The following is a 19,714-nucleotide window of genomic DNA, read 5'->3' as shown; positions in this document are numbered from 1 at the left end:
GTGATTATTCGTGTAATGGAACACGCTGATTTAGAGCAAGCAGCAAAGGTGCATCAACAGGCGTTTGTACGTCAGCAACGCTCCTATGAGTGGATCGAATGTAACTTTAATGCCGCCCCGCGCTTTTTAAATTTTGTCGCTGAGCTTAATAGTGAAGTGGTGGGGTATATCGTTTGGGGGCAAAAAAGCGGTTTTCGTCCTGAAGTGATTTTAGAGTTAGAGCAACTTGCAGTGTTGCCAAGCCATCATAACCAAGGGATAGCGACACAACTTATCACTCAATCACTACCACAAGTGAAACAGCGATTAGCGGAACAAGACAGTAAATTAAAGCATATTTTGGTCAATACTCGTGCTGATAACTATGCGCAACAGATCTATCAGAAGCTATTAGGCGCCGAGGTGGAAATGACGATCAAATCGCTCTATTCTGCTGATGAAGTGTTTATGATTGCCCGAAACGTTTGCTCGGATTAATACCGTTTTTTAGTTTATCTCTGCGCCGTATTTGGCCTCATCTTTAAACAAGATAGCTGTTAAACTGGCTATCTTGTTTTGTTTTAGGCTTTATTATCAGTAAAGACGTTTTATCGGTGAGAAAGCAAATGTCGTATCAGTTAGAAGAGTTAGATCTGAATTTAATACGGTTATTAAAAGCGGTGGTGGAACATCGCAGTATTAAATTAGCAGCCATGCAGTTAGGGATCTCACAGCCAAGTGCCAGTCGTGGCGTAGTGAGGCTTAAACAGTTCTTTAATGATCCGCTGTTTGTGCGCAAAGCCCATGGAGTAGAACCATCACCCCTTGCGATTCGTCTCGCTGATGAATTTGATAATATCTTAGCGCCTATAGAAAAAGTGTTACTGGAGTTCTCTGAATTTAAACCAGAAACCTACCAAGGCTCGATTTCTCTTGTGGTTGATCCCTATTTGATGGATGAGCATGGTCAACACCTACTATCTTGCTGTCACAAGGCATTTCCAAAGGCGTCATTGGTGTTTTCTAATTGGGATAGCATCAGCCAAGATGACATGCTGGAAGGGAAAGTCGATTACTGCATTTTGGATCAAGAAACGGACATTGCGAAAGATATCTACATGCAGCCGTTATTTAAGGAAAAGCGAGTGATCTTGGCGAAAAAAGATCACCCAAGTTTACGGCTCGATAGTAATGATTGGGCATCGATAGCACCATTGTCATTGGTCTCGCTGCCAGCGCCTGCCGCTTATAAACCTTTGTGTACCGTTGAATCTGAATATCAACGCATGGGTTATGAGCCAAAAGTGTTACTCAAAACCTTTAATTTACGGGTCGCTTGCCAAATGCTGTTGGAAACCAACGCAATCATGTTTGCTAGCGAAAGTACTGCCGATTTAATGCCGGAATTACATGCCTATCCGATGCCTGTGGTGAACCGTAATTTCAGCCATTTTGTGGTCTCAGGTGGTTATCTTCAAACCCATCGTAATTATCCGCTCTACCAACATTTACATCAGGTGATACAGGCCGCATTCGGTTAAATTCTCTGATCATTTCTGCGCTATTTACCCTTTTAGAGATATTCAAATTTGAATATCTCAATTACCTATTGTGCTTTTGTGCGCTGCGGTAGTCTTGCGAGTAGATGCATTAACTTTATGTATTTTCACTACGAGAATGCGTGAAATTTGATGCTATCTACCTAAAAAATTAGCACAGTGGAGTCAATCATGTGGTTAGCACGAATATTTTTATTATTAGCCATTGCCGCAGAAGTGGCTGGTACCAGTACCATGAGCCTTATTTCCAGTGAAGGTGGAAATTGGGGGTACTGGGTGATGTATAGCTTAATTTGTATTTCATATTTTTTCTTGTCGTTGGCAGCAAAAAAGATCGCTATTGGTGTTGCCTATGCGGTTTGGGAAGGGCTAGGTATTGCGCTTATTACAATGGTTTCGGTGTTTGTGCTTGATGCGCAATTAAATACGCAAGAGCTGATTGGTTTAGCGATGGCAACTGTCGGGATCGTATTAGTGACACTTGGTGAAAGTCACAGCGATAAACCAAGTCATTCGCCCACAAGCGTGTCGGCATAACAACAGGAGGCAATGAAATGAGTCAATTTTTTACACTATCATTTGGTTTTGTTGTCCTTGCTGCGTTTGTCGATATTTTAGCGAACATGGCATTAACCCGATCAAATGGCTTTAGTCATAAACGTTGGGGTATTACTGCGATCGTCTTAGTCATGTTGGCATTTACCCTGCTAGCGCAAGCGGTCAAAGAGATCGATTTAGCGGTGGCGTATGCGTCATGGGGAGCTATCGGTATTTTAGGTACCGCGATTGGTGGCTCGCTGCTGTTTAAGCAAAAACTTAAGCCTATCGGTTGGGTGGGAATTGCTGTGATGATCTCCGCTGTGATTGTTATGAAAACAGCGTAATTACGTATTTTAAAGCCCAATGTGATGTTGAATCCATTGGACTTTTTGTTGCCTTTTTTCTGCGGTGAATATTGGGAGAAAAAATTAATAGCGAGAATTCAACATGTTCTGCTCTAAAGGCTGAAATAGTCTTGCTTTTTTGTTGATTAATATGTCTGACAAAAGATTTATTATGTCCGATTAGAGATATATGTATCTTAAAAGACGTGACAGAATAGCCTCGTTATTGATTCAGATATAGGTATCTGGACTAGAAAAATCTGAGAAAGGCAGACAATGTTCTATCTATTACCCTTAATTACCGTTGCAATATGGGCAGGGAACGCCATTGTCAACAAGATGGCATTCAGTGTCATCGATCCCGGTGCGATATCGTTTTATCGTTGGTTCTTCGCATTAGTCATGTTAACTCCTTTTGTTGCTAAATCTGTTTGGCGTGATCGTGCGGTGATTAAACCTTATCTAGCGAAATTAGCATTCCTTGGTTTGTTAGGTATGGTGCTAAACCAATCGTTAGGCTACTTCGCAGCAGCGACCACCACGGCAACGAATATTGCCCTGATCATTTCATTAGTGCCGTTGATCAGCATGTTCTTAAGTGTGCCTATTTTAGGTCAACGCTTATCACCGTTCGCATTGGTTGGCGCAGTGTTATCACTAAGTGGTTTAGTATTGATGCTAAGCCACGGTCATGTAGAAAACTTACTGTCGCAAGGTATCAAGCAAGGTGACTTCCTAATGCTGATCGCAGCGGTCGTTTATGCACTTTACTGTGTGCTATTAAAGCGTTGGAAAATGCCGTTCTCGACGTGGAAATCTGTGTACGTTCAGTGTTTATTTGCGGTCATTATGTTAACGCCATTGCTACTAAGTAGCGATCGTATGGCAATTACAGCATCTGCAGTCCCTTTGATTGCTTATGCTGCATTGCTTGCGTCAGTGATTGCACCTTGGTTATGGATGTTATCAATTGAACGTTTAGGTGCCGATCGTACCGCGATGTTCATGAACCTATTGCCAATTATGGCGGCAGGTATTGCGAGCGTGATGCTCAACGAGCAACTAGAGTCTTACCATTATATTGGTGGCATCATGGTATTAACGGGTGTTGCGCTGGCTCAGAAACGCATTAAAGCGAAGAAAGCAAAAGTGGCAATGACACCTGCTTAAGCACGACATTGATATAAAACGCCGTTGTATTGAAGCTTATTTAAGCTGCGTACAACGGCGTTTTTTTGTGTCAGATATTTAGCTGCTAGCTATTAAAGGAAAGCTAATAGCGGCGAGATGCAGAGCAAAATACCGGTGAGGATGATCAAGTAGGTTGCTGTACCTTTATATTTGTTCAATGATGGTACCTTGTATACCAAGTAGGCTGGGATCAAGCAGCCAACAATGCCGAAGATTGGTGAACAAATAGAAGTGAACGATAAGATCGGTAGATTCAATGCCACTGCCGCCCATGCGATCAGAATAATAAATACCGTCGTTAGTTTATTTACTAACTCAGTATTGATGTCGTGGTGAGCATACTTACGTTCAAGCATGTTCATTGCCAGCCCTTTACACGCCTCTTTAAACGCCAAGAACACCCCAAAGAACGACGTCACGACCGCAAAGATGTTGATCACGATACCGACGATTGTTGCCCAACTGCCTGGGAAGTAATGTGCAATCATCGCAAGGGCAGAGATATTTTCTTGCATCGCATGTTGTGCTTCAGACTGGCTGATCGCAAAGGTGAACGAGATGGCAAAGAAAAAGACCACCACAAACAAAATACTAAAGGCTATTTTCATCGCACGTGATGCTTTATAACGTGCCACTTCAATCGATTTTTCATGTGAGCGGTACGAAATCACCATTGGGCTCAACGATTGAATAAATAAAATCGAGGTTAAGGTAAAAGGTAGGGTGATGATTGCATCTTTAAGCATCTTGTCCCCGTCGCCAACAGCGGTAATATTGCTAAAATTCCATTGTGGGATCAGCAGTACGCCCATCACCGCGACTAAGGTGATCACCGTTACTGCCATAACCCCTGAGATCTTAAACAGGAACTTTTCACTTTTTGAGCCGATATAGCTCAGTAAGCAGATTAATGCTAAGCCATAGAAAATATTATGGTTTAAATGAGATTCAGTAACGCCAAAAGTATATAGGTACGAGGCACTGTCATTAGTGATGGCGAGAGAGTAAACCAATACCCAAATCACCAGCATGATGAAATATAAAATGCCTAATGCGATGCCCCAGTTTTTACCTAAGTAGCCGCTGATCACGCCTGGATAATCGGTACATTTCTTTGATTCAGCAAGAGTATTGATAAAGAGTTTCTGAAACAAATACATGGCAGGGTAGCCAATGACAGAAGACAGTAAAAAGACCCATAATCCCATAACGCCAACTTGTACTGGGAGAAAAACAATCCCCGTGCCAATGGCCATGCCAATACTCATGACAATCCAACCGACATCAACACTGTCGAATTTTGTTGCAGCCTTCCATTGTTGAGGTGTCATGTTTGCCTGTTGGTATAGGGGGACACTGGTGTTTGAAAGGGCGGTATCTGTATTAGGTTTCATTATATATTCCAGCTTATTATCATTGTTATGCTGACAGCGAATAGCTGGATTATGGATCTAGTCGTATAGTTACTAAATAACTAAAAGTTATAATATATAAACTATAGAAGTATAAAAGATGCAATTAGGTGCTTTTAATGATTGTTTTACTTTTAGCGATGGCAGAAGAGGACAGAATGCTCTTTTAAAGAGGAAAAAAGAAAAGGCATTTAAGCGATTAAAAATAGGAAACCAGAGCAAAATAGCTCTGGTTTAGTCTTGTCGATTATTTATTAATCACATGTGTTAGAACATTATTTGTTAATCATAATATCAAGGATCTGAACATCAGTATGGGTCATAGCGCCATTTGCTAATGCAGATAAATTACGAATAGTCGTATCGACATCATCAGCGACAATGCCTTCATTGCCCGTTACTCGAATACCATCTAATGCCATTAAGGCAGATTTAACAGCAGATCCGGCAGCAGAAGAGACTTTCATCGCACAGCTGGCTTTTGCGCCGTCACAAATAATACCGGTGATATCTCCGATCATACTGCAAATCGCTGCACTGATTTGCTCCACATTTCCGCCCAATAACCATGTAATACCAGATACCGCCCCCATTGACGCAGTTGTTGCGCCGCATAATGCAGACAGCTTGTTTTGATAGCTTTTAATATAAATTGCCATTAAATGAGAAAGTATTAAGGCGCGAATCAAATGCTCATTATCAGCATTTACAAAATCGGCAACGACCACGACAGGCATGGTGGCGGCAATACCTTGGTTACCAGAGCCTGAATTACTCATCGCCGGTTTCATAGCTCCTCCCATACGCGCATCAGAAGCGGCAGCCGTGCGGAGTAATACATCGGTGAGTAGACCGCCTGATAATAAACCGCGATCAATGTTACGTTGAAATGTCGCGCCAATTTCTAATCCATATTGGCCCTTTAGCCCTTCACAAGATAATGCGTTATTGAGCTCATAAGCTTGTTCGATAAATTGAATATCAGTAATAGGCGCATTGGTCGCGAAATCAAAAATATCTTGAACGCCAGCATCACTAAAAGGTGAGTTCGATATTTCAACGACCTTTTGCTCGTTAGGTGACGTTTCGAAAACTGTAACACCATCAAGTTCAATACTGATCACTTGAGTATGGCTATCTGCGATAGTCACTGTCGCACAATGAGCTTGGTTATAAATACTTACCTTGGCATAAAGAATATTAGTGACATCAGCGACGTTAACCGTGACTTTATTGGCATCTAATAATGCTTTAGCTTGTTTAACGTTATCTGGCGTAATGTCCTTTAATACTTCTAATTTCGCTTGGCTATTGCCAGCCAGTGCACCTAAAGTTGATGCAATAGCTAAACCTGCCATTCCCGTACCGGGTACCATGACGCCGATGCCATTTTTCATCAAGTTAGGAGAAACACGCACATCAATATGGGTGATATTGCGTTCATGAAGTGGAAGTTGTTCCATCGCAATAGCAGCAGCAAGCGCCACAGACACAGGCTCTGTGCAGCCTAAAGCAGGAACAACATCACGTTTGATCACGTTAATAAATGCAGGCCAAAGATGGGTTTTCATAACTACTACCTTAATGTTCCAACCGGAGGAAAATAAACCGACAACGAAGAGAGGAGGCTTTATTTTTTAATATCCTCTTTAACTTCATGGGTATTTGAATCGATGCAAATATACGCTCGATAACGAAGAAATAAATTTCCTATTTAAATGTAAATTAAAGATAAAATAGAAAAATATTCTATTATTTTATTTATTGTTGAATATTATGTTGTGTTTATCACATTTTTAGAGGTTATGTTTTTATCTAAATGATAAGTCCATTTAGGTAGTGGAGATAAAATGCAGAGTATTTCAACTGGAAAATTGATTTAACACTAGCGAATTGAGGCTATTTATAGGTATGATCACGTCGTCATAGAATGAAGGTTGGTGCTAGCATCAGCCTTTTATTTTGAATAGAAACGGAAACGTTTGCGTTAATTTGGCAATACATTAGATTTGCTGAAAAATATCGCTTTTTTGATCAAATAGGAATTTACCATGTCTGCTGATAGCACACATCAACGCCCTTCTCATTTAGAACCTAAGAGTAAACTAGATAGCTATTTTGAAATTACAGCTCGCGGCAGTAATGTCAAACAGGAAATAATTGCGGGTTTAACCACATTTCTAGCCATGGTGTATTCCGTGATTGTGGTGCCTAGCATGTTGGGTGCAGCGGGTTTTAATCAAGGGGCGGTTTTTATCGCAACCTGTTTAGTGGCTGCATTTGGTTCATTACTTATGGGGTTATGGGCGCGTTTACCGATGGCCATTGGTTGTGCTATTTCACTTACCGCATTTACTGCATTTAGCTTAGTACTAGGGCAAGACGTGAGTGTGCCTGTTGCCTTAGGTGCCGTATTCTTAATGGGGGTTGTCTTTACATTAATAACGGTAACGGGTGTGCGTACTTGGATCATGAAAAATATGCCCAATGGTATTGCTCATGGTACTGGGATTGGTATTGGATTATTTTTACTTTTGATTGCAGCGAATGGCGTTGGGCTAGTGATCAAAAATCCAGCTGAAGGCTTACCCGTTGCTTTTGGTGATTTCACCGCGTTTCCAGTCTTCATGTCTATTTTAGGCTTGGCGGCTATTTTAGGATTAGAAAAGCGCCGTGTTCCTGGTGGTATTTTATTAGTGATTATTGCCATTTCTATCATTGGTCTTATCTTTGATCCGAAAGTGACGTACCACGGCTTCTTTGCAATGCCGACATTTGGTCATGATGGCGAATCCTTATTAGGTACAATGGACATTATGGGTGCCCTAAACCCAGTTATTTTGCCTACAGTATTAGCACTTGTGATGACGGCAATTTTTGATGCAACAGGTACGATTCGTGCAGTAGCAGGACAGGCGAATTTACTTAACCAACGTGGTCATATTATCAATGGTGGTAAGGCATTAACGTCTGATTCTGTTAGTAGCATTTTTGCAGGCCTGGTTGGTGGTTCTCCTGCTGCGGTATACATTGAATCTGCGGCAGGTACAGCTGCTGGTGGTAAAACAGGCTTAACAGCAACTACAGTAGGTGTACTGTTCATCTTCATGTTGTTTCTTGCACCATTAAGCTACTTAGTCCCTTCCTATGCGACAGCGCCTGCACTGATGTATGTTGGCCTATTAATGCTAAGTAATGTTAGCAAGTTAGATATGGAAGATTCTGTTGATGCATTATCTGGCTTACTGTGTGCTGTTTTCATTGTTCTAACAAGTAATATTGTTACTGGTATTATGCTTGGTTTTACTGCATTAGTTATCGGTCGATTAGTTTCTGGTGAAGTGAAAAAGCTCAATATAGGTACTGTCGTTATTGCGATTGCCTTAGTTGTTTTCTATGCTGGCGGCTGGGCTATCTAGCGACTAGTTCTATAGTAAAGTATTTTTTAAGCCCACTAAAAGTGGGCTTTTTTATACATATCAACATATAACACGTTGTTTTTATTTTCCATAATGGACTATTATCAAGGATTAATTATATGCGTTCACATTCACAGGCATATTTATGAAAAAAACGATATTAACATTGCTGTTGGCGTCATGTTTTAGCTCCGCTGCAAGTGCTTGTACTGGAATTACACTTGGCACAACAGGCAATGATCATATTCAAGCTCGTACCATCGAGTGGGGTCATAGCGATTTAAATAGTAAGTTAATTGTTTCTCCTCGTAATTATAGCTATACCTCGATAATGCCAGATCAAAAGCAAGGGTTAACTTGGAAAAGTAAATATGGCTTTGCTGGGATCTCTGTTAGTGATGATCGTTTTATTGCTGAAGGTATTAACGAAAAAGGCTTAACGGCGGGTTTATTCTATTTCCGTGGTTATGGCTCACTTGCGAAATATGATCCTAACAATACCGCAAATAACATCACGGATATGGATTTTGTACGTTGGATGTTAAGTCAATATTCAACGGTTGCAGAAGTTGAAGCTGCGTTAAGTAAGATCAAGATTGTCACTGTTTACTTTGATGCTGAAGGTAACCCATCACCAACGGCGCACTGGCGTGTGTCGGATAAGCAAGGTAACAGCATCGTGATTGAGATAATGGATCACGGTAAGATAAATATTTATAAGAACACGGCTAAAGTGCTAACTAACTCGCCAGATTACAAGTGGCAGGTAACGAATTTAAATAACTATATTAACCTTCACCCGGGTATCAGTGCGCCACAAAAGATCAATGGGGTAGAAGCCCAATCGTTTGGTGTCGGCTCTAACTTTGTGGGCTTACCTGGTGATATTTCTCCACCGTCACGTTTTGTTCGCGCTGCATTCTATGTAAATAGCGCACCTGTATTAAAGACATCGCAAGAAGCAGTATCACAAGCTTTCCATATATTAAATAACTTCGATATTCCAATTGGCAGTGAGTTTAACGATAAGTCACACATCCCTGATTTACCAAGTGCGACTCAGTGGACATCTGTTATTGATCAAGGCAATGGTGAACTGTTCTATAAAACGATGCATGACAGTACTATTCGTCGTGTAGAGTTATCTAAATTAGATTTCAATGCGAAGACAGAACACAAGCAACCACTTGATAATGGTAAGTTTACTACTCAAGATGTAGTGATTAAATAACCACAAACACCTAGTCGCTATTATGAGGGCAACAGCATGTTGCCCTTTTTATTGTCTTTTTTGTGTCAAAAATGAAGCTATAAACGATCATTTTTGCAATCTTGCATTTTATTCATACTTGATCGCTAATTATTCACTACTATTATTGCGTACCCCATACTATTTATGCGCGATTGTGTCATTATTTAGTATCTTTTTATAATTTATATTATTGTTTTTAATAAACTTATTATTCTTCTTTAAAGAAGGTGTTGGGTTGCGTATTTATAACTCCTAAGATAAAACCAGAAAAAGATTAAAAAAATTTGAATCTACCATTTATGCACAACTAACGTTGCATTTTTATTGTAATGACAATTAATCAAAACGAGGTAAATTAAAAAGACCAACTGAGGAACCGCAAAGTGTTTCGGTAGGGTTGTTTAAAATATTCATTTAAGGTGCAGTCATTATGAAAGTAGTAGTAGAAATTTTAGAAGCAGGTAAATACCGTGATGTTGCTTGGGAAGGTCAATTTGTATCAGTGAAAGGTGAGCTACGCGCTGTTACACCTTCATATGCAGCACAGTTGATCAAACAATCTAAAGCGTCGTTATACACAGATGCTAATGGTGAAATGGCGTTTACTTATAAATAACTTAAATATGTTAAATAGTATATTTAAGTTTTTTGGTTAATAAAAAGGTGACTTATTATTCAAGTCACCTTTTTTGTTTTTTACTTGCATAGATGAGTGAAAATTAACCACTATTTACAATGTAAATTTAAAAATTAACCGTCTCAAAATGTGGATTCGCGGTGAGTGCCTGCATAGAGGCGAGATGATCGAGAACTATTGTTGAAACGGTATTATTCATTTTCAATTTGATACATTCTTCTCGCTGCGCGTTATAACAAGTATCTTGGGCGATCCCTGAAATTTTCTCTCCATTTTTATACGTTAAACTCACATTAAGGTGGAGCATGCAGGCTATCTCAATATAGTCATGTTGATGACAACTGATCATTATTATTGCTCCTTAAATTACCGTTCACGACTATTTTAGATTATTCCCAGCGTTCAAAAAACTCAAAATATATGCCTTAATAATCCCAATATGGTTGATTTAGAAAGAGCACGTGATAGACGATGAGAAATATTGATTGTTATCACTGAAGTAAAATTAACTGAATCTTTTAGTGAGTATTACTGGGTTTATTTTAGCGTTAAGAAGTGTTGCTATAGCGCACTTTACAATGTGTGATTATGTATAAACGTGATTAAAAATAAAATTCTAAATTATATTTTTAATGTGTTTGATATTACAATCATCGGATTTTTATATTAATTATCACGATAAATCTTCTGCTTATAAATTGCTTTCTATAATAATAAATTATAAATAATAAAAAGTAGACATTCCTCTGAGTAAACATTACTTATTAATATTTTGTTAGTTAATGTCATTATACTCTAAATATATTAATCTTGATGATGTGCAACTAAGCTCACTTATTTTCCATTGCCAATTATATCGTAAGTGAATGATTTTAAAACGTTAATTTTCAATATCTTAGTTATTTACTCTTGGCTTTGTATTTTTAAATACAATAACCATAAATAGACTTTGCTAGCTTTCATTATTATGTTTTCAAATTTTGTGTACAGTGTGACAGCCAAAGATATTAGTTGAATGAATTTATTACAGCGTACATAAAAACAAGTTATGTGGCACGGTTTTAACCATGGAACGTTGCCGTTATTAAGTAATTATTTGTAAATGTACTGATAGCTAAGATGAGTTTTGAATATTAAAATTATTAGCGTCGCATTAAATAAAATTGTTTGGTGAGTATGCCGACTTATTTTAGCTCTGAAAGATAGATAATTCGTACTTAAAAGGAATTTATAATGGCGAAAATAAGTCAATTAGCATTACTGATTGCTGGTTTATCCGCGACAAGCAGTTATGCGATGAATCCACAGCCTGATCCCGAAAACCCTGGTGGCTACATCATTGAGCGGGCAGAAATAACAGCCGCAGAAGATGCAAAGACGTTAGATCCTATGTATGACGTTTGGGCTAAAGCACTCGAAACACGCCCAAATACAGAGGTTGAGGCGATCTACCCTGATGCTTCAAGCAACCCTGATAACGTAAAACGTGTTGAGCGAGTTTTTCCTGAAACAGAGTGGAATTTCTTGACACAAATGGCAGCGCCTGAATATACCTATACCCGTTTTCTACGCGCAATTGGTAAGTTTCCTGCATTCTGTGGCGACTATACCGACGGACGTAATGCTGATGAAATTTGTAAAACCTCTATCGTGACGGCATTTGCCCATTTCTCACAAGAAACGGGCGGCCATATCAGTATCGATAATTATTCGGATAACCCACTGGCATTAGAAGAATGGCAGCAAGCCCTCGTTCATGTACGCGAAATGGGCTGGTCTGAAGGTCAAGCGGGTTATACTACAGGTTGTGGGCAAGATGATTGGCAAAATAAACGTTGGCCATGTGCTGACGGTGAAGGTTATTTTGGCCGAGGCGCTAAACAGCTCTCTTACCATTTTAATTATGGCGCTTTCTCGGAAGTAATGTTTGATGGCGATGCAACGGTATTATTAAATGATCCGGGGCGTGTTGCTGATTCATGGCTGAACCTTGCCTCTGCGATTTGGTTTTTCTTAACCCCACAAGCCCCTAAGCCTGCGATGCTTCATGTAATTGATCGTACATGGAAACCATCACAACGTGAAATTGATGCCGGTATTACCTATGGCTTTGGTACCACTATTAATGTGATCAATGGCGGTATCGAATGTGGTGAGCAAAACAGAGAGAAAGGACAACCTGTTAACCGTATTCGTTACTGGGAAGGTTTAGCCGAGCATTATGAAATTGCTATTGCAGAAGATGAGAAAAACACCTGCTGGCAGCAAACACCCTATGGTAGTTTAAATCTTAATGGTGCCACTGACGTGCTTTACACCAACTGGGATGCGAACTGGAAATATTATTCTGATCGTCCAGGCGGTGTTTCTTTTGAATGTGAATTAGTCGGTTTTCAAACGGCGTATTCAGCTTTAGTTGAAGGTGATTACGAAAAATGTGTCGCGAATGCATATGGCTCTCACGCCAATTGGCCTGATGTGCGTGTAGTTGATAAATTACCTGATACAGATAAGCCTGTGGATCCTGTAGACCCGCCAGTCGATGGTGTGGATACATGGCAAAGCAATAAAGTTTACACTGGTGGCGATAAAGTCAGTTACCAAGGTGCTGTCTATAAAGCGAAGTGGTGGACACAAGGCGATAACCCTGCAAGTGGTGGTCCTTGGGCGCTAGAAAGTGGTACACCAGTGACTCCTGAGCCAGTTGATCCAATCGAACCTCCTGTTGATCCTGTTACGCCAGTCGAACCTGTTGATCCAGTTATTCCTGTCGATCCTGTGGTTCCTGTAGAGCCCGTTGATCCTCCTGCAACTGATACACCTGCATGGAATGTAGGAGCTGTGTATGTTGGTGGCGACAAAGTCAGTTATCAAGGAAGTGAATATAAAGCGAAGTGGTGGACGCAAGGGAATAAACCCGATGCTGGGAGCCCTTGGCAAAAGTTGTAATAAAAACTAACAATTAGAGAAAGCCCGAAAGATAAATATAAAATGTCTTTCGGGCTTTTGTTTTATAAATTAATACGTTCAATAGGAAATGTGATCGCTTTTTGTGTAATAATTTGATTATCATTCAGTGAGATTATCTCAATAAGCAGCTTGTTAATATCTGGCGTTAAAAATAGGCTGCCCTCATAATTTGCTTCAGTAATAGCTGTTGCCATGACTCTATCATCATGATTAACAATGTAATTACCGTCATCATCAGTGCTATAATTTCGATAAATATTGACATAGACATCTTCAAATATTGGATTAGTAATGTTTAAGGGGATCGTTGTGATATTGCCCGAAAAATTAATATTACTCGCCTCTAATTCTGGAAAGTTGTCTTCGTCTTGCTCAGTTAAATCGTCATCACTAATATTATCAATATCGTCACTTTCACCGTTATCTATATTATCGTCACCGCTATCTTTCACTGGAAAAAAGATAGGGGGTTGCACCTGAGCACTGGTATCACTTTCTGTTTCTATAGGCTGATTGGTTTGATCGGATGAACTTTCGCTTAAACAACCAGTAAAGATCCAAGTGATGAGTAGTAACAGTAATCGAGAGTTTTTCATCAGTATTACTCCACTGTCAGAGAATATACGTTTAAGGGATCAGGGTGCATAAACCATGTATCATGTTCACTGTCATTATTGTTGAGATAGTTTTTGATATCAGGGTAGGCAGATAAAATACTTTTCCCTTCTACCGGATTATTCCAATTAGCAGGTATTAAAATCGCAAATGGGATCCCTGATTTATTTTTATAACTGTCGCAGCTTTTTTGAATACCACAATTGATGCTGGCATCGCCTGAATCATCATTACCACTTTTGAATAAATTTGGATTAGCCTTGATTGTTGGAGAAAAGTCCTTCAAATGAATTTCTAGACTTCGAGAAGGCGGGGCTAGAAAACCATGATTATCATTGGGCGAAGCAAAAATAAATGGATTTAAATATGGAGATAAATCTTTAGGGTAGGTAACAGGTTCGTTGAATGTGATTTTCATTGAAGCTTTTACGGTTACATTTTTATCTAATTCACAATTAGGATCTACGCGTAAAAACCCGTTGTCACATTCAGAAGAAAAGTATTGCTTTAATGAGTCCGTGACAATCAAAACTGCGTCATCATCTGGGCTGTCAGTTGCTTCTACAATACTTGCTTGGTATGCATTATTTACGACAACATAGCTGTTTTCGGTATCAACACTCGAAGAGGTAACGCCGTCTAATTTAATAGCAAAACCATTATTATATTCCCCACCGTAAGCCTGTAATTCAATATCAATGTTCAGTTGTGAAAGCTTGCCAGTAGTGGCTTGTTGTACATGTCCAACACGGTATCTCAGGACGACATCATTAAAATCAAAATCATCTTCATTAGGCCAGCGGTCTTCAAACGCGAGAGTTGCATAACTTCCTTGAGAAGGAAACCAAGAATAACTTTCTTGCTTGTCATAGCTGGTAATTGAAATAGGGTAGTCTTCGACTTCTCCTCGTTCACCACGCCCTAGATGTGAAATATTTGGATCTTCATTTAGCCTAAAGCGAACCCATGTTTGATCTGTTAAGCTTGCATCACTTGGAACGTCGATAGCAAGGTGGTGGGTGCCACCGAGCAGTGAGACATTTTGGAGCACATTCTCGTTAGGATCACTAAAGTTACCATTGTTATTCCAGTCAACCCACGCAGATAGATATCCCGTTAAAAAGCCGCCGACTTTTGCCGTGAAAAAAGAGGTTGAGCCTTGATTTAAACTCATAGTTGCGAAAGTTATCCCTTGTTCATCATCACTGTCATTATTATCATCAAACGCAGGATAAAGTTGTGCGAGCAGATCTTCATCAGGTTTACTTCCTAAGTAAAGATGAGAAGACACTTGATGATGCGCACCATTGACAGAAACTGAAGTACCATAAGAATTTGGTGCATCACCAAAATCATAACCTTTTATAGCGAGTGTCATATCACGACAACGAGCTATATCAATCGTACTACTAACATTCGTTAGGGAAGGTAAGGAAATATAACGGAAACTTTCTTGTTCATTGAGGGGAGTGATATCATCAAAAAGGTATAACTCTCCTGTTTTAGAATCAATAATGTATAACATTCCATTAGCATCGAAAAACTGACCACTAAAATTACGTAATCCTTGAAGCCCTGTTGATTGTGATAGTTCCACTTTGTTATCTTCTAACGATTGCGAAAGGTCAAATCGGTGAATATTTCTACTGTTATCAATTGCATAAACAACCCCCTCAGGATGAATAGCTAGATCTGCCAGTGTATAAAAAGCTTGTTCCTTTTTTAATACTTGGGTTGCTTGCTTCGTTGATAAATTAATGCGCCATATACCTTCCTGCTTGGCATAGAGGTACAAGTTATCGTTATGAACATCGCCTGCGGTGTAATCATGTTCGGGTAAATCAACTATATCTAACTCATCGGCGTTGAAACCATTATCAATGCGCACTACTTTTTTATTTATTACTCCATATAAATAACCATCGAGAGTATTGAAACCCACTGCATCATAACTATTAGGTATTAAGCCTGAGTTATTTGTCTGTCGATCAATGTTAATGAATGAGATATTCGCAGTATCATGAAAGAAATAGCCTGTTTGGTTACATGAAAATGAGTTTGCCAAGCTATTACTCATGAAGGAGGTAAACAAAAAAAATGAAAAAAATATGTACAGATAGCGTTTCATTGTCACTCCACTTCCAGTTAGCGTTTGAAACATCCTTAGTTAAGAATCAACTTTAATGCCAGTTAAACGTACACACATAACAATAGGTTATGGCGCTTTACACTTTTGTTATTCTCATTTTTGCAAAACGCTATGAATTTTAAGACAGTGTTTATTTGTAATATGAGTCTTTTAAAAAACTGAAAAGCAGTAAATCGCAGGGGAGTGATGTTTTTTTGAATGACTACCTCATATTTGATTGATAATTGACTAATTGATTTTTTTTTCAAAATATTCCCTTTACAGCAGCAAGTTAGCTCGATATTATTCATCGCACTTACGGAGAGATGGCTGAGTGGTTGAAAGCACCGGTCTTGAAAACCGGCATACGTTTATAGCGTATCTAGGGTTCAAATCCCTATCTCTCCGCCATATTTAATTGTTAAGCTTTGGCTTGATGATAAAACGAAATTTTAGTGCCGACTTAGCTCAGTAGGTAGAGCAACTGACTTGTAATCAGTAGGTCACCAGTTCGACTCCGGTAGTCGGCACCATTAAATTTCGGTGGGGTTCCCGAGTGGCCAAAGGGAGCAGATTGTAAATCTGCCGGCACTGCCTTCGAAGGTTCGAATCCTTCCCCCACCACCATAATTTGCAGAGATGCTTAGCAGGCATCGTATAATGGCTATTACCTCAGCCTTCCAAGCTGATGATGCGGGTTCGATTCCCGCTGCCTGCTCCAAACAATTCCTCCTTAGTTCAGTCGGTAGAACGGCGGACTGTTAATCCGTATGTCGCTGGTTCAAGTCCAGCAGGAGGAGCCAAATAAAAAAGCCCGCAAGCAATTGCGGGCTTTTTTACGTCTGTAAAAAATCACTTAAAAAATGCTCGGTGACCAAACGGTGACCACCATTTTTTGTAGGCTGGGGCTGTTGCAAATAATTTAACGGGTATATTGAGCCTACAATTAACTTTAAATTACGCGTAAATCGCATCAACATTAAAGAGACGATTCATAAAGGCGGATCTATCCTGTACTTTTGTTTTAGGTTAATCATGACGTAGCCAAAAATCAAATTGCCACTTATTTTACATTCGTTTGCTGTGCTAAGTGTCGCTAAGGTGTGTGCCGTTTCCATGTGCTTTTTGTTTTCTCCTTATTGTTCTCATCGCTTTTTCACGGGTTGTAACGTTGCACAGCAGAACCTCTAAAACAAGGGTGAAATACACGCTACGCGCCCTTGCTTTAAAGAACCTGCAGTGCCTCGAAAAAGTTAGGCGAAAACGGCGATGAGAAACCCCATAAGGAGAAAAGCGATGGCACATTCCAACTCACACTCACCAAGCTCTACTAAGGCACATCAACCGAGCAGCGTATCACCGCTGCACCACTCAGGCTCTACAACGATGAGCGACAGAGCCTGCGATTACTTCATTGATAAGCGTCTTTATCAACTCTACACCCGACTACGCGAATGCAATCCAAGCGTGTTGGATATGGTGAATGCGCTTAACTTTGTGTTGCGACAATACCCAGCATTAGGACCGGTAATTGGTACTTGTCACGATCTGGAATGTTTTATTGAAGCGGTAGAAAGTTACGAGCAGGAGGGGGCACTATGAGTCAGCCGTATTATATGGCAATAGCCAAAACTATTTTAAGCCAGCTAGGCGGTAACCGTTTTATTACCATGACCGGCGCAAAACATTTTGTCGGCCTTACCGAACCAGGACTGCAATTCGATTTACCTACTGATACGGGGGCAATCAATAAAGTGACACGGTTACGGGTAATTTTAGATCCGTGTGATACCTATACGGTGATCAGCTTTCGTAAAAAGCGTGGCCAACTGGAGTACATCGAAGTCACACGTCAATCGGGGATTTATTGCGATATGTTAGAAGATACTTTCACTGAAATGACAGGGTTGTATACGTCGTTTTAGGTGTAATTGTGGTGATAAAAAGCCCTGCGTTGTAGGGCTTATTTAACAGTATGGGTATTTATGCGTACTGAATCGGAAGTTACTGTAGTGCTAATATTCTTTGTTTCTATTCAACTTTAAATAACGGTAAGCCTTGAGACTTTCGCCATTCTTTTATGATTTTCGTAATACCTTCAGGAGAACAATTAGCTTCATTATCAGGGTAATATATTAAATCTGTTCCATCTGGGTGCTCAGTTAATAATTCAAACTTCTCCAGCAAAGTATCTAACTTATCATCGTTCAAAGCAGTATTCTCTTTAAAAATCAGATCCATAAGTTCAACAAACTCACTTTCTGTATAATCTTGTATTTTAGATTTCATTCTTATGTATCCTAATATGATTTTTTGCGGTGACTATTCTTAAGTTATCAACATTATAAACTTCACCTCCATATTGTATTTCTTCAATGTGGTGGATTTCAAAAGAATTTCGCTTTCCAACTTTATCAATACTTCTTGTTTTAGGTGACTTACCTAATAATATTCGATTCTGGTTTTGTTTATTAAATTGACTCATTAGAAATTCATCTTTAGAGACCTCAACCCAAAATGCTTTTCTAAACACATCAAAACTTGAAAACTCTCTGCCTCTTAATTTATCGGCTATCTGGGACGGTATTGGTGCTCCTAATCCTTGTCCTGCTTTTTCTAACCAGATCCCTGTTATATCTTCACCTTTCCCAGTAACAACTCCTGGCTCATTACGAGCGGTTGTCTTAAAGACCAGATACAGAGGCTCAATCCCTGAACCTTCAGGGAACACAAGAATTCTATCTTGCCAATCACTCTCTGCAGGCATAGGTAATACAGTCGATGAGTCATTAACCGCATCACTGAGTGGATTAACCCAAATATCATCGAATGACACACCATCATCTTGAGACGGCGTTGTATGGGGCACTTGATTTCCAGTCTCGTCTGGTGACCAATATATCGTTGGGCCACCTTCTTCTAGTGCGACTGAATATTGACCTTGTGCGTTCTGACCCACATACCGAACAGGTACTTTGTCGTCACCATCGCCAACATGAAAAGCTCTGACTGTAGGGTAAACATCATCACCTTCGGGTTCTATTATCTGCACACGAATACGGCTTTTGACTTCTTGCATTTGCCTTAATTCTTCTTCTGTATGCTGCGTATCATCAGGAAACTGCAAGGCTTTAAACAGCATTAAAGAGAAATTAATAACAGGTGAGGCTTCAACAACAAAGCGTAAGTTATCGAGTGATTTATCCTTAAACTTTCCCGCAACCTGAGTCAGTGCGCGTGCCGCTTTATCATTATTTGATTGGTTTTGTGTTCCTGCGGCCATCGTCGCACTACTAGAAACGACTGGAGGCGGTATAGCAAGAGGCATTGCCTCTGCTGAACTTATAAATAGTCCCCAAGGATTAAAACTATTTTTAATCGATTCTTTTTTTTGGCACGCATCGGTATTGCCAAAAGGTTGTGAGCACGATTTAGCGAAAACTTTATCAAACTTTGCCTTATTGAAGTTATCGTCAACCTTAGGAAGTTCATAATGACTTGGTGGTGTAGGAACTACAGATTCGGGCTTATAAGTTGGCATTGTAGTGGTCAACAAATACTAGCCACGGTTTTAGAGGTTAACCAATATAATCGTTCTGATTCATTCGGTGTTAATCCGCCATTATATTGATGTGGTCGTAATTGGCTGTAATAACCAATAATATATC

At 39.7% G+C, this 19,714-nt stretch carries 18 protein-coding genes, 5 tRNA genes and 1 pseudogene; 16 read left to right on the top strand and 8 right to left on the bottom strand.

All coding sequences use genetic code 11. From position 1 onward, the window contains the following. Positions 1–15: 15 nt before the first annotated feature. The 5 genes from C9J41_RS18950 to C9J41_RS18930 all read left to right on the top strand — a co-directional run bounded on the left by C9J41_RS18950 (position 16) and on the right by C9J41_RS18930 (position 3,592). Positions 16–477, top strand: coding sequence for a GNAT family N-acetyltransferase (locus C9J41_RS18950; RefSeq protein WP_107208327.1), 462 nt, complete (start codon positions 16–18; stop codon positions 475–477). 128 nt (positions 478–605) lie between these two features. Then, the gene (locus tag C9J41_RS18945) at positions 606–1,520 is read left to right on the top strand and encodes a LysR family transcriptional regulator (RefSeq protein WP_107208309.1); all 915 of its coding nucleotides are present in this window, start codon (positions 606–608) and stop codon (positions 1,518–1,520) included. 189 nt (positions 1,521–1,709) lie between these two features. After that, positions 1,710–2,075, top strand: a complete 366-nt coding sequence (locus C9J41_RS18940; protein WP_107208310.1) for an SMR family transporter — start codon at positions 1,710–1,712, stop codon at positions 2,073–2,075. Positions 2,076–2,092: 17 nt separating this feature from the next. Beyond that, positions 2,093–2,422, top strand: a complete 330-nt coding sequence (locus tag C9J41_RS18935) for an SMR family transporter (RefSeq protein WP_107208311.1) — start codon at positions 2,093–2,095, stop codon at positions 2,420–2,422. A gap of 276 nt (positions 2,423–2,698) precedes the next feature. Then, positions 2,699–3,592: a DMT family transporter gene (locus C9J41_RS18930; protein WP_107262016.1), complete on the top strand. Its 894-nt coding sequence runs from the start codon at positions 2,699–2,701 to the stop codon at positions 3,590–3,592. Between the two features lie 92 nt (positions 3,593–3,684). On the opposite strand, the gene C9J41_RS18925 is transcribed toward C9J41_RS18930, so the two are convergent. Together C9J41_RS18925 and C9J41_RS18920 are read right to left on the bottom strand one after the other, a co-directional pair. Continuing rightward, positions 3,685–5,007 (bottom strand): amino acid permease, encoded by a 1,323-nt coding sequence (locus tag C9J41_RS18925; protein ID WP_158259684.1) that lies wholly within the window; start codon positions 5,005–5,007, stop codon positions 3,685–3,687. A 293-nt stretch (positions 5,008–5,300) separates the two neighbouring features. Beyond that, the gene (locus C9J41_RS18920) at positions 5,301–6,596 is read right to left on the bottom strand and encodes a serine dehydratase subunit alpha family protein (RefSeq protein WP_107288023.1); all 1,296 of its coding nucleotides are present in this window, start codon (positions 6,594–6,596) and stop codon (positions 5,301–5,303) included. Positions 6,597–7,076: 480 nt separating this feature from the next. On the opposite strand from C9J41_RS18920, the gene C9J41_RS18915 reads away from it, so the two are divergent. The 3 genes from C9J41_RS18915 to C9J41_RS18905 all read left to right on the top strand — a co-directional run bounded on the left by C9J41_RS18915 (position 7,077) and on the right by C9J41_RS18905 (position 10,312). Further along, on the top strand, positions 7,077–8,444 hold the full coding sequence (locus C9J41_RS18915; RefSeq protein ID WP_107208314.1) for an NCS2 family permease: 1,368 nt from the start codon (positions 7,077–7,079) through the stop codon (positions 8,442–8,444). A 145-nt stretch (positions 8,445–8,589) separates the two neighbouring features. After that, positions 8,590–9,675, top strand: coding sequence for a linear amide C-N hydrolase (locus tag C9J41_RS18910; protein WP_107208315.1), 1,086 nt, complete (start codon positions 8,590–8,592; stop codon positions 9,673–9,675). 451 nt (positions 9,676–10,126) lie between these two features. Further along, entirely contained in the window at positions 10,127–10,312 is a 186-nt protein-coding gene (locus tag C9J41_RS18905; RefSeq protein WP_045150501.1) for a hypothetical protein, read from the top strand. A 127-nt stretch (positions 10,313–10,439) separates the two neighbouring features. Here C9J41_RS18905 and C9J41_RS18900 read toward each other — a convergent pair whose 3' ends face one another. After that, on the bottom strand, positions 10,440–10,682 hold the full coding sequence (locus C9J41_RS18900) for a Rho-binding antiterminator (RefSeq protein ID WP_107288022.1): 243 nt from the start codon (positions 10,680–10,682) through the stop codon (positions 10,440–10,442). 884 nt (positions 10,683–11,566) lie between these two features. On the opposite strand from C9J41_RS18900, the gene C9J41_RS18895 reads away from it, so the two are divergent. Beyond that, entirely contained in the window at positions 11,567–13,282 is a 1,716-nt protein-coding gene (locus C9J41_RS18895) for a chitinase (RefSeq protein ID WP_107247782.1), read from the top strand. 62 nt (positions 13,283–13,344) lie between these two features. Here the strand turns inward: C9J41_RS18895 and C9J41_RS18890 are convergent, their stop codons facing one another. Together C9J41_RS18890 and C9J41_RS18885 are read right to left on the bottom strand one after the other, a co-directional pair. Further along, entirely contained in the window at positions 13,345–13,899 is a 555-nt protein-coding gene (locus C9J41_RS18890) for a hypothetical protein (RefSeq protein ID WP_107247781.1), read from the bottom strand. 5 nt (positions 13,900–13,904) lie between these two features. Further along, a complete protein-coding gene (locus C9J41_RS18885) occupies positions 13,905–15,983 on the bottom strand; it encodes an LruC domain-containing protein (RefSeq protein ID WP_233217827.1) in 2,079 nt (692 codons plus the stop codon). 383 nt (positions 15,984–16,366) lie between these two features. Between C9J41_RS18885 and C9J41_RS18880 the strand changes: the two genes are divergently transcribed. The 5 genes from C9J41_RS18880 to C9J41_RS18860 all read left to right on the top strand — a co-directional run bounded on the left by C9J41_RS18880 (position 16,367) and on the right by C9J41_RS18860 (position 16,849). Next, a tRNA-Ser gene (locus tag C9J41_RS18880) sits at positions 16,367–16,457 on the top strand. Positions 16,458–16,503: 46 nt separating this feature from the next. After that, positions 16,504–16,579 (top strand) — tRNA-Thr (locus C9J41_RS18875). A gap of 9 nt (positions 16,580–16,588) precedes the next feature. After that, a tRNA-Tyr gene (locus C9J41_RS18870) sits at positions 16,589–16,673 on the top strand. Between the two features lie 19 nt (positions 16,674–16,692). Next, positions 16,693–16,767, top strand: a tRNA-Gly gene (locus C9J41_RS18865). 6 nt (positions 16,768–16,773) lie between these two features. Beyond that, positions 16,774–16,849: transfer RNA gene (locus C9J41_RS18860), tRNA-Asn, on the top strand. A gap of 154 nt (positions 16,850–17,003) precedes the next feature. Here C9J41_RS18860 and C9J41_RS18855 read toward each other — a convergent pair. Continuing rightward, positions 17,004–17,114: pseudogene (locus C9J41_RS18855) on the bottom strand (IS6 family transposase); the annotation flags it as partial. A 228-nt stretch (positions 17,115–17,342) separates the two neighbouring features. On the opposite strand from C9J41_RS18855, the gene C9J41_RS18850 reads away from it, so the two are divergent. Further along, positions 17,343–17,648 carry a hypothetical protein gene (locus tag C9J41_RS18850; RefSeq protein WP_107288021.1) on the top strand — a complete coding sequence of 102 codons (306 nt, stop codon included), beginning with the start codon at positions 17,343–17,345 and terminating at the stop codon, positions 17,646–17,648. After that, complete coding sequence (locus C9J41_RS18845; RefSeq protein ID WP_199190660.1) at positions 17,645–17,971, top strand: hypothetical protein; 327 nt, start codon at positions 17,645–17,647, stop codon at positions 17,969–17,971. Before C9J41_RS18850 ends, C9J41_RS18845 begins: the two co-directional genes overlap by 4 nt. A gap of 106 nt (positions 17,972–18,077) precedes the next feature. On the opposite strand, the gene C9J41_RS18840 is transcribed toward C9J41_RS18845, so the two are convergent. Then, entirely contained in the window at positions 18,078–18,335 is a 258-nt protein-coding gene (locus tag C9J41_RS18840; RefSeq protein WP_199190661.1) for a bacteriocin immunity protein, read from the bottom strand. Beyond that, the gene (locus C9J41_RS18835) at positions 18,325–19,587 is read right to left on the bottom strand and encodes an S-type pyocin domain-containing protein (RefSeq protein ID WP_107294893.1); all 1,263 of its coding nucleotides are present in this window, start codon (positions 19,585–19,587) and stop codon (positions 18,325–18,327) included. Before C9J41_RS18835 ends, C9J41_RS18840 begins: the two co-directional genes overlap by 11 nt. Positions 19,588–19,714: the final 127 nt, after the last annotated feature.

Source organism: Photobacterium sp. GB-50 (assembly GCF_003026755.1).
Taxonomy (GTDB): Bacteria; Pseudomonadota; Gammaproteobacteria; order Enterobacterales; family Vibrionaceae; genus Photobacterium.
The sequence above is the reverse complement of the archived record's forward strand: the minus strand, read 5'-3'. Positions and strand labels throughout refer to the sequence as shown.

Excerpts from the sequence above, each read along its gene's own strand:
- C9J41_RS18950 (WP_107208327.1), top strand. The coding sequence starts at position 16 with ATGGAACACGCTGATTTAGAGCAAGCAGCAAAGGTGCATCAACAGGCG.
- C9J41_RS18945 (WP_107208309.1), top strand. The coding sequence starts at position 606 with ATGTCGTATCAGTTAGAAGAGTTAGATCTGAATTTAATACGGTTATTA.
- C9J41_RS18940 (WP_107208310.1), top strand. The coding sequence starts at position 1,710 with ATGTGGTTAGCACGAATATTTTTATTATTAGCCATTGCCGCAGAAGTG.
- C9J41_RS18935 (WP_107208311.1), top strand. The coding sequence starts at position 2,093 with ATGAGTCAATTTTTTACACTATCATTTGGTTTTGTTGTCCTTGCTGCG.
- C9J41_RS18930 (WP_107262016.1), top strand. The coding sequence starts at position 2,699 with ATGTTCTATCTATTACCCTTAATTACCGTTGCAATATGGGCAGGGAAC.
- C9J41_RS18925 (WP_158259684.1), bottom strand. The coding sequence starts at position 5,007 with ATGAAACCTAATACAGATACCGCCCTTTCAAACACCAGTGTCCCCCTA.
- C9J41_RS18920 (WP_107288023.1), bottom strand. The coding sequence starts at position 6,596 with ATGAAAACCCATCTTTGGCCTGCATTTATTAACGTGATCAAACGTGAT.
- C9J41_RS18915 (WP_107208314.1), top strand. The coding sequence starts at position 7,077 with ATGTCTGCTGATAGCACACATCAACGCCCTTCTCATTTAGAACCTAAG.
- C9J41_RS18910 (WP_107208315.1), top strand. The coding sequence starts at position 8,590 with ATGAAAAAAACGATATTAACATTGCTGTTGGCGTCATGTTTTAGCTCC.
- C9J41_RS18905 (WP_045150501.1), top strand. The coding sequence starts at position 10,127 with ATGAAAGTAGTAGTAGAAATTTTAGAAGCAGGTAAATACCGTGATGTT.
- C9J41_RS18900 (WP_107288022.1), bottom strand. The coding sequence starts at position 10,682 with ATGATCAGTTGTCATCAACATGACTATATTGAGATAGCCTGCATGCTC.
- C9J41_RS18895 (WP_107247782.1), top strand. The coding sequence starts at position 11,567 with ATGGCGAAAATAAGTCAATTAGCATTACTGATTGCTGGTTTATCCGCG.
- C9J41_RS18890 (WP_107247781.1), bottom strand. The coding sequence starts at position 13,899 with ATGAAAAACTCTCGATTACTGTTACTACTCATCACTTGGATCTTTACT.
- C9J41_RS18850 (WP_107288021.1), top strand. The coding sequence starts at position 17,343 with ATGGCACATTCCAACTCACACTCACCAAGCTCTACTAAGGCACATCAA.
- C9J41_RS18845 (WP_199190660.1), top strand. The coding sequence starts at position 17,645 with ATGAGTCAGCCGTATTATATGGCAATAGCCAAAACTATTTTAAGCCAG.
- C9J41_RS18840 (WP_199190661.1), bottom strand. The coding sequence starts at position 18,335 with ATGAAATCTAAAATACAAGATTATACAGAAAGTGAGTTTGTTGAACTT.
- C9J41_RS18835 (WP_107294893.1), bottom strand. The coding sequence starts at position 19,587 with ATGCCAACTTATAAGCCCGAATCTGTAGTTCCTACACCACCAAGTCAT.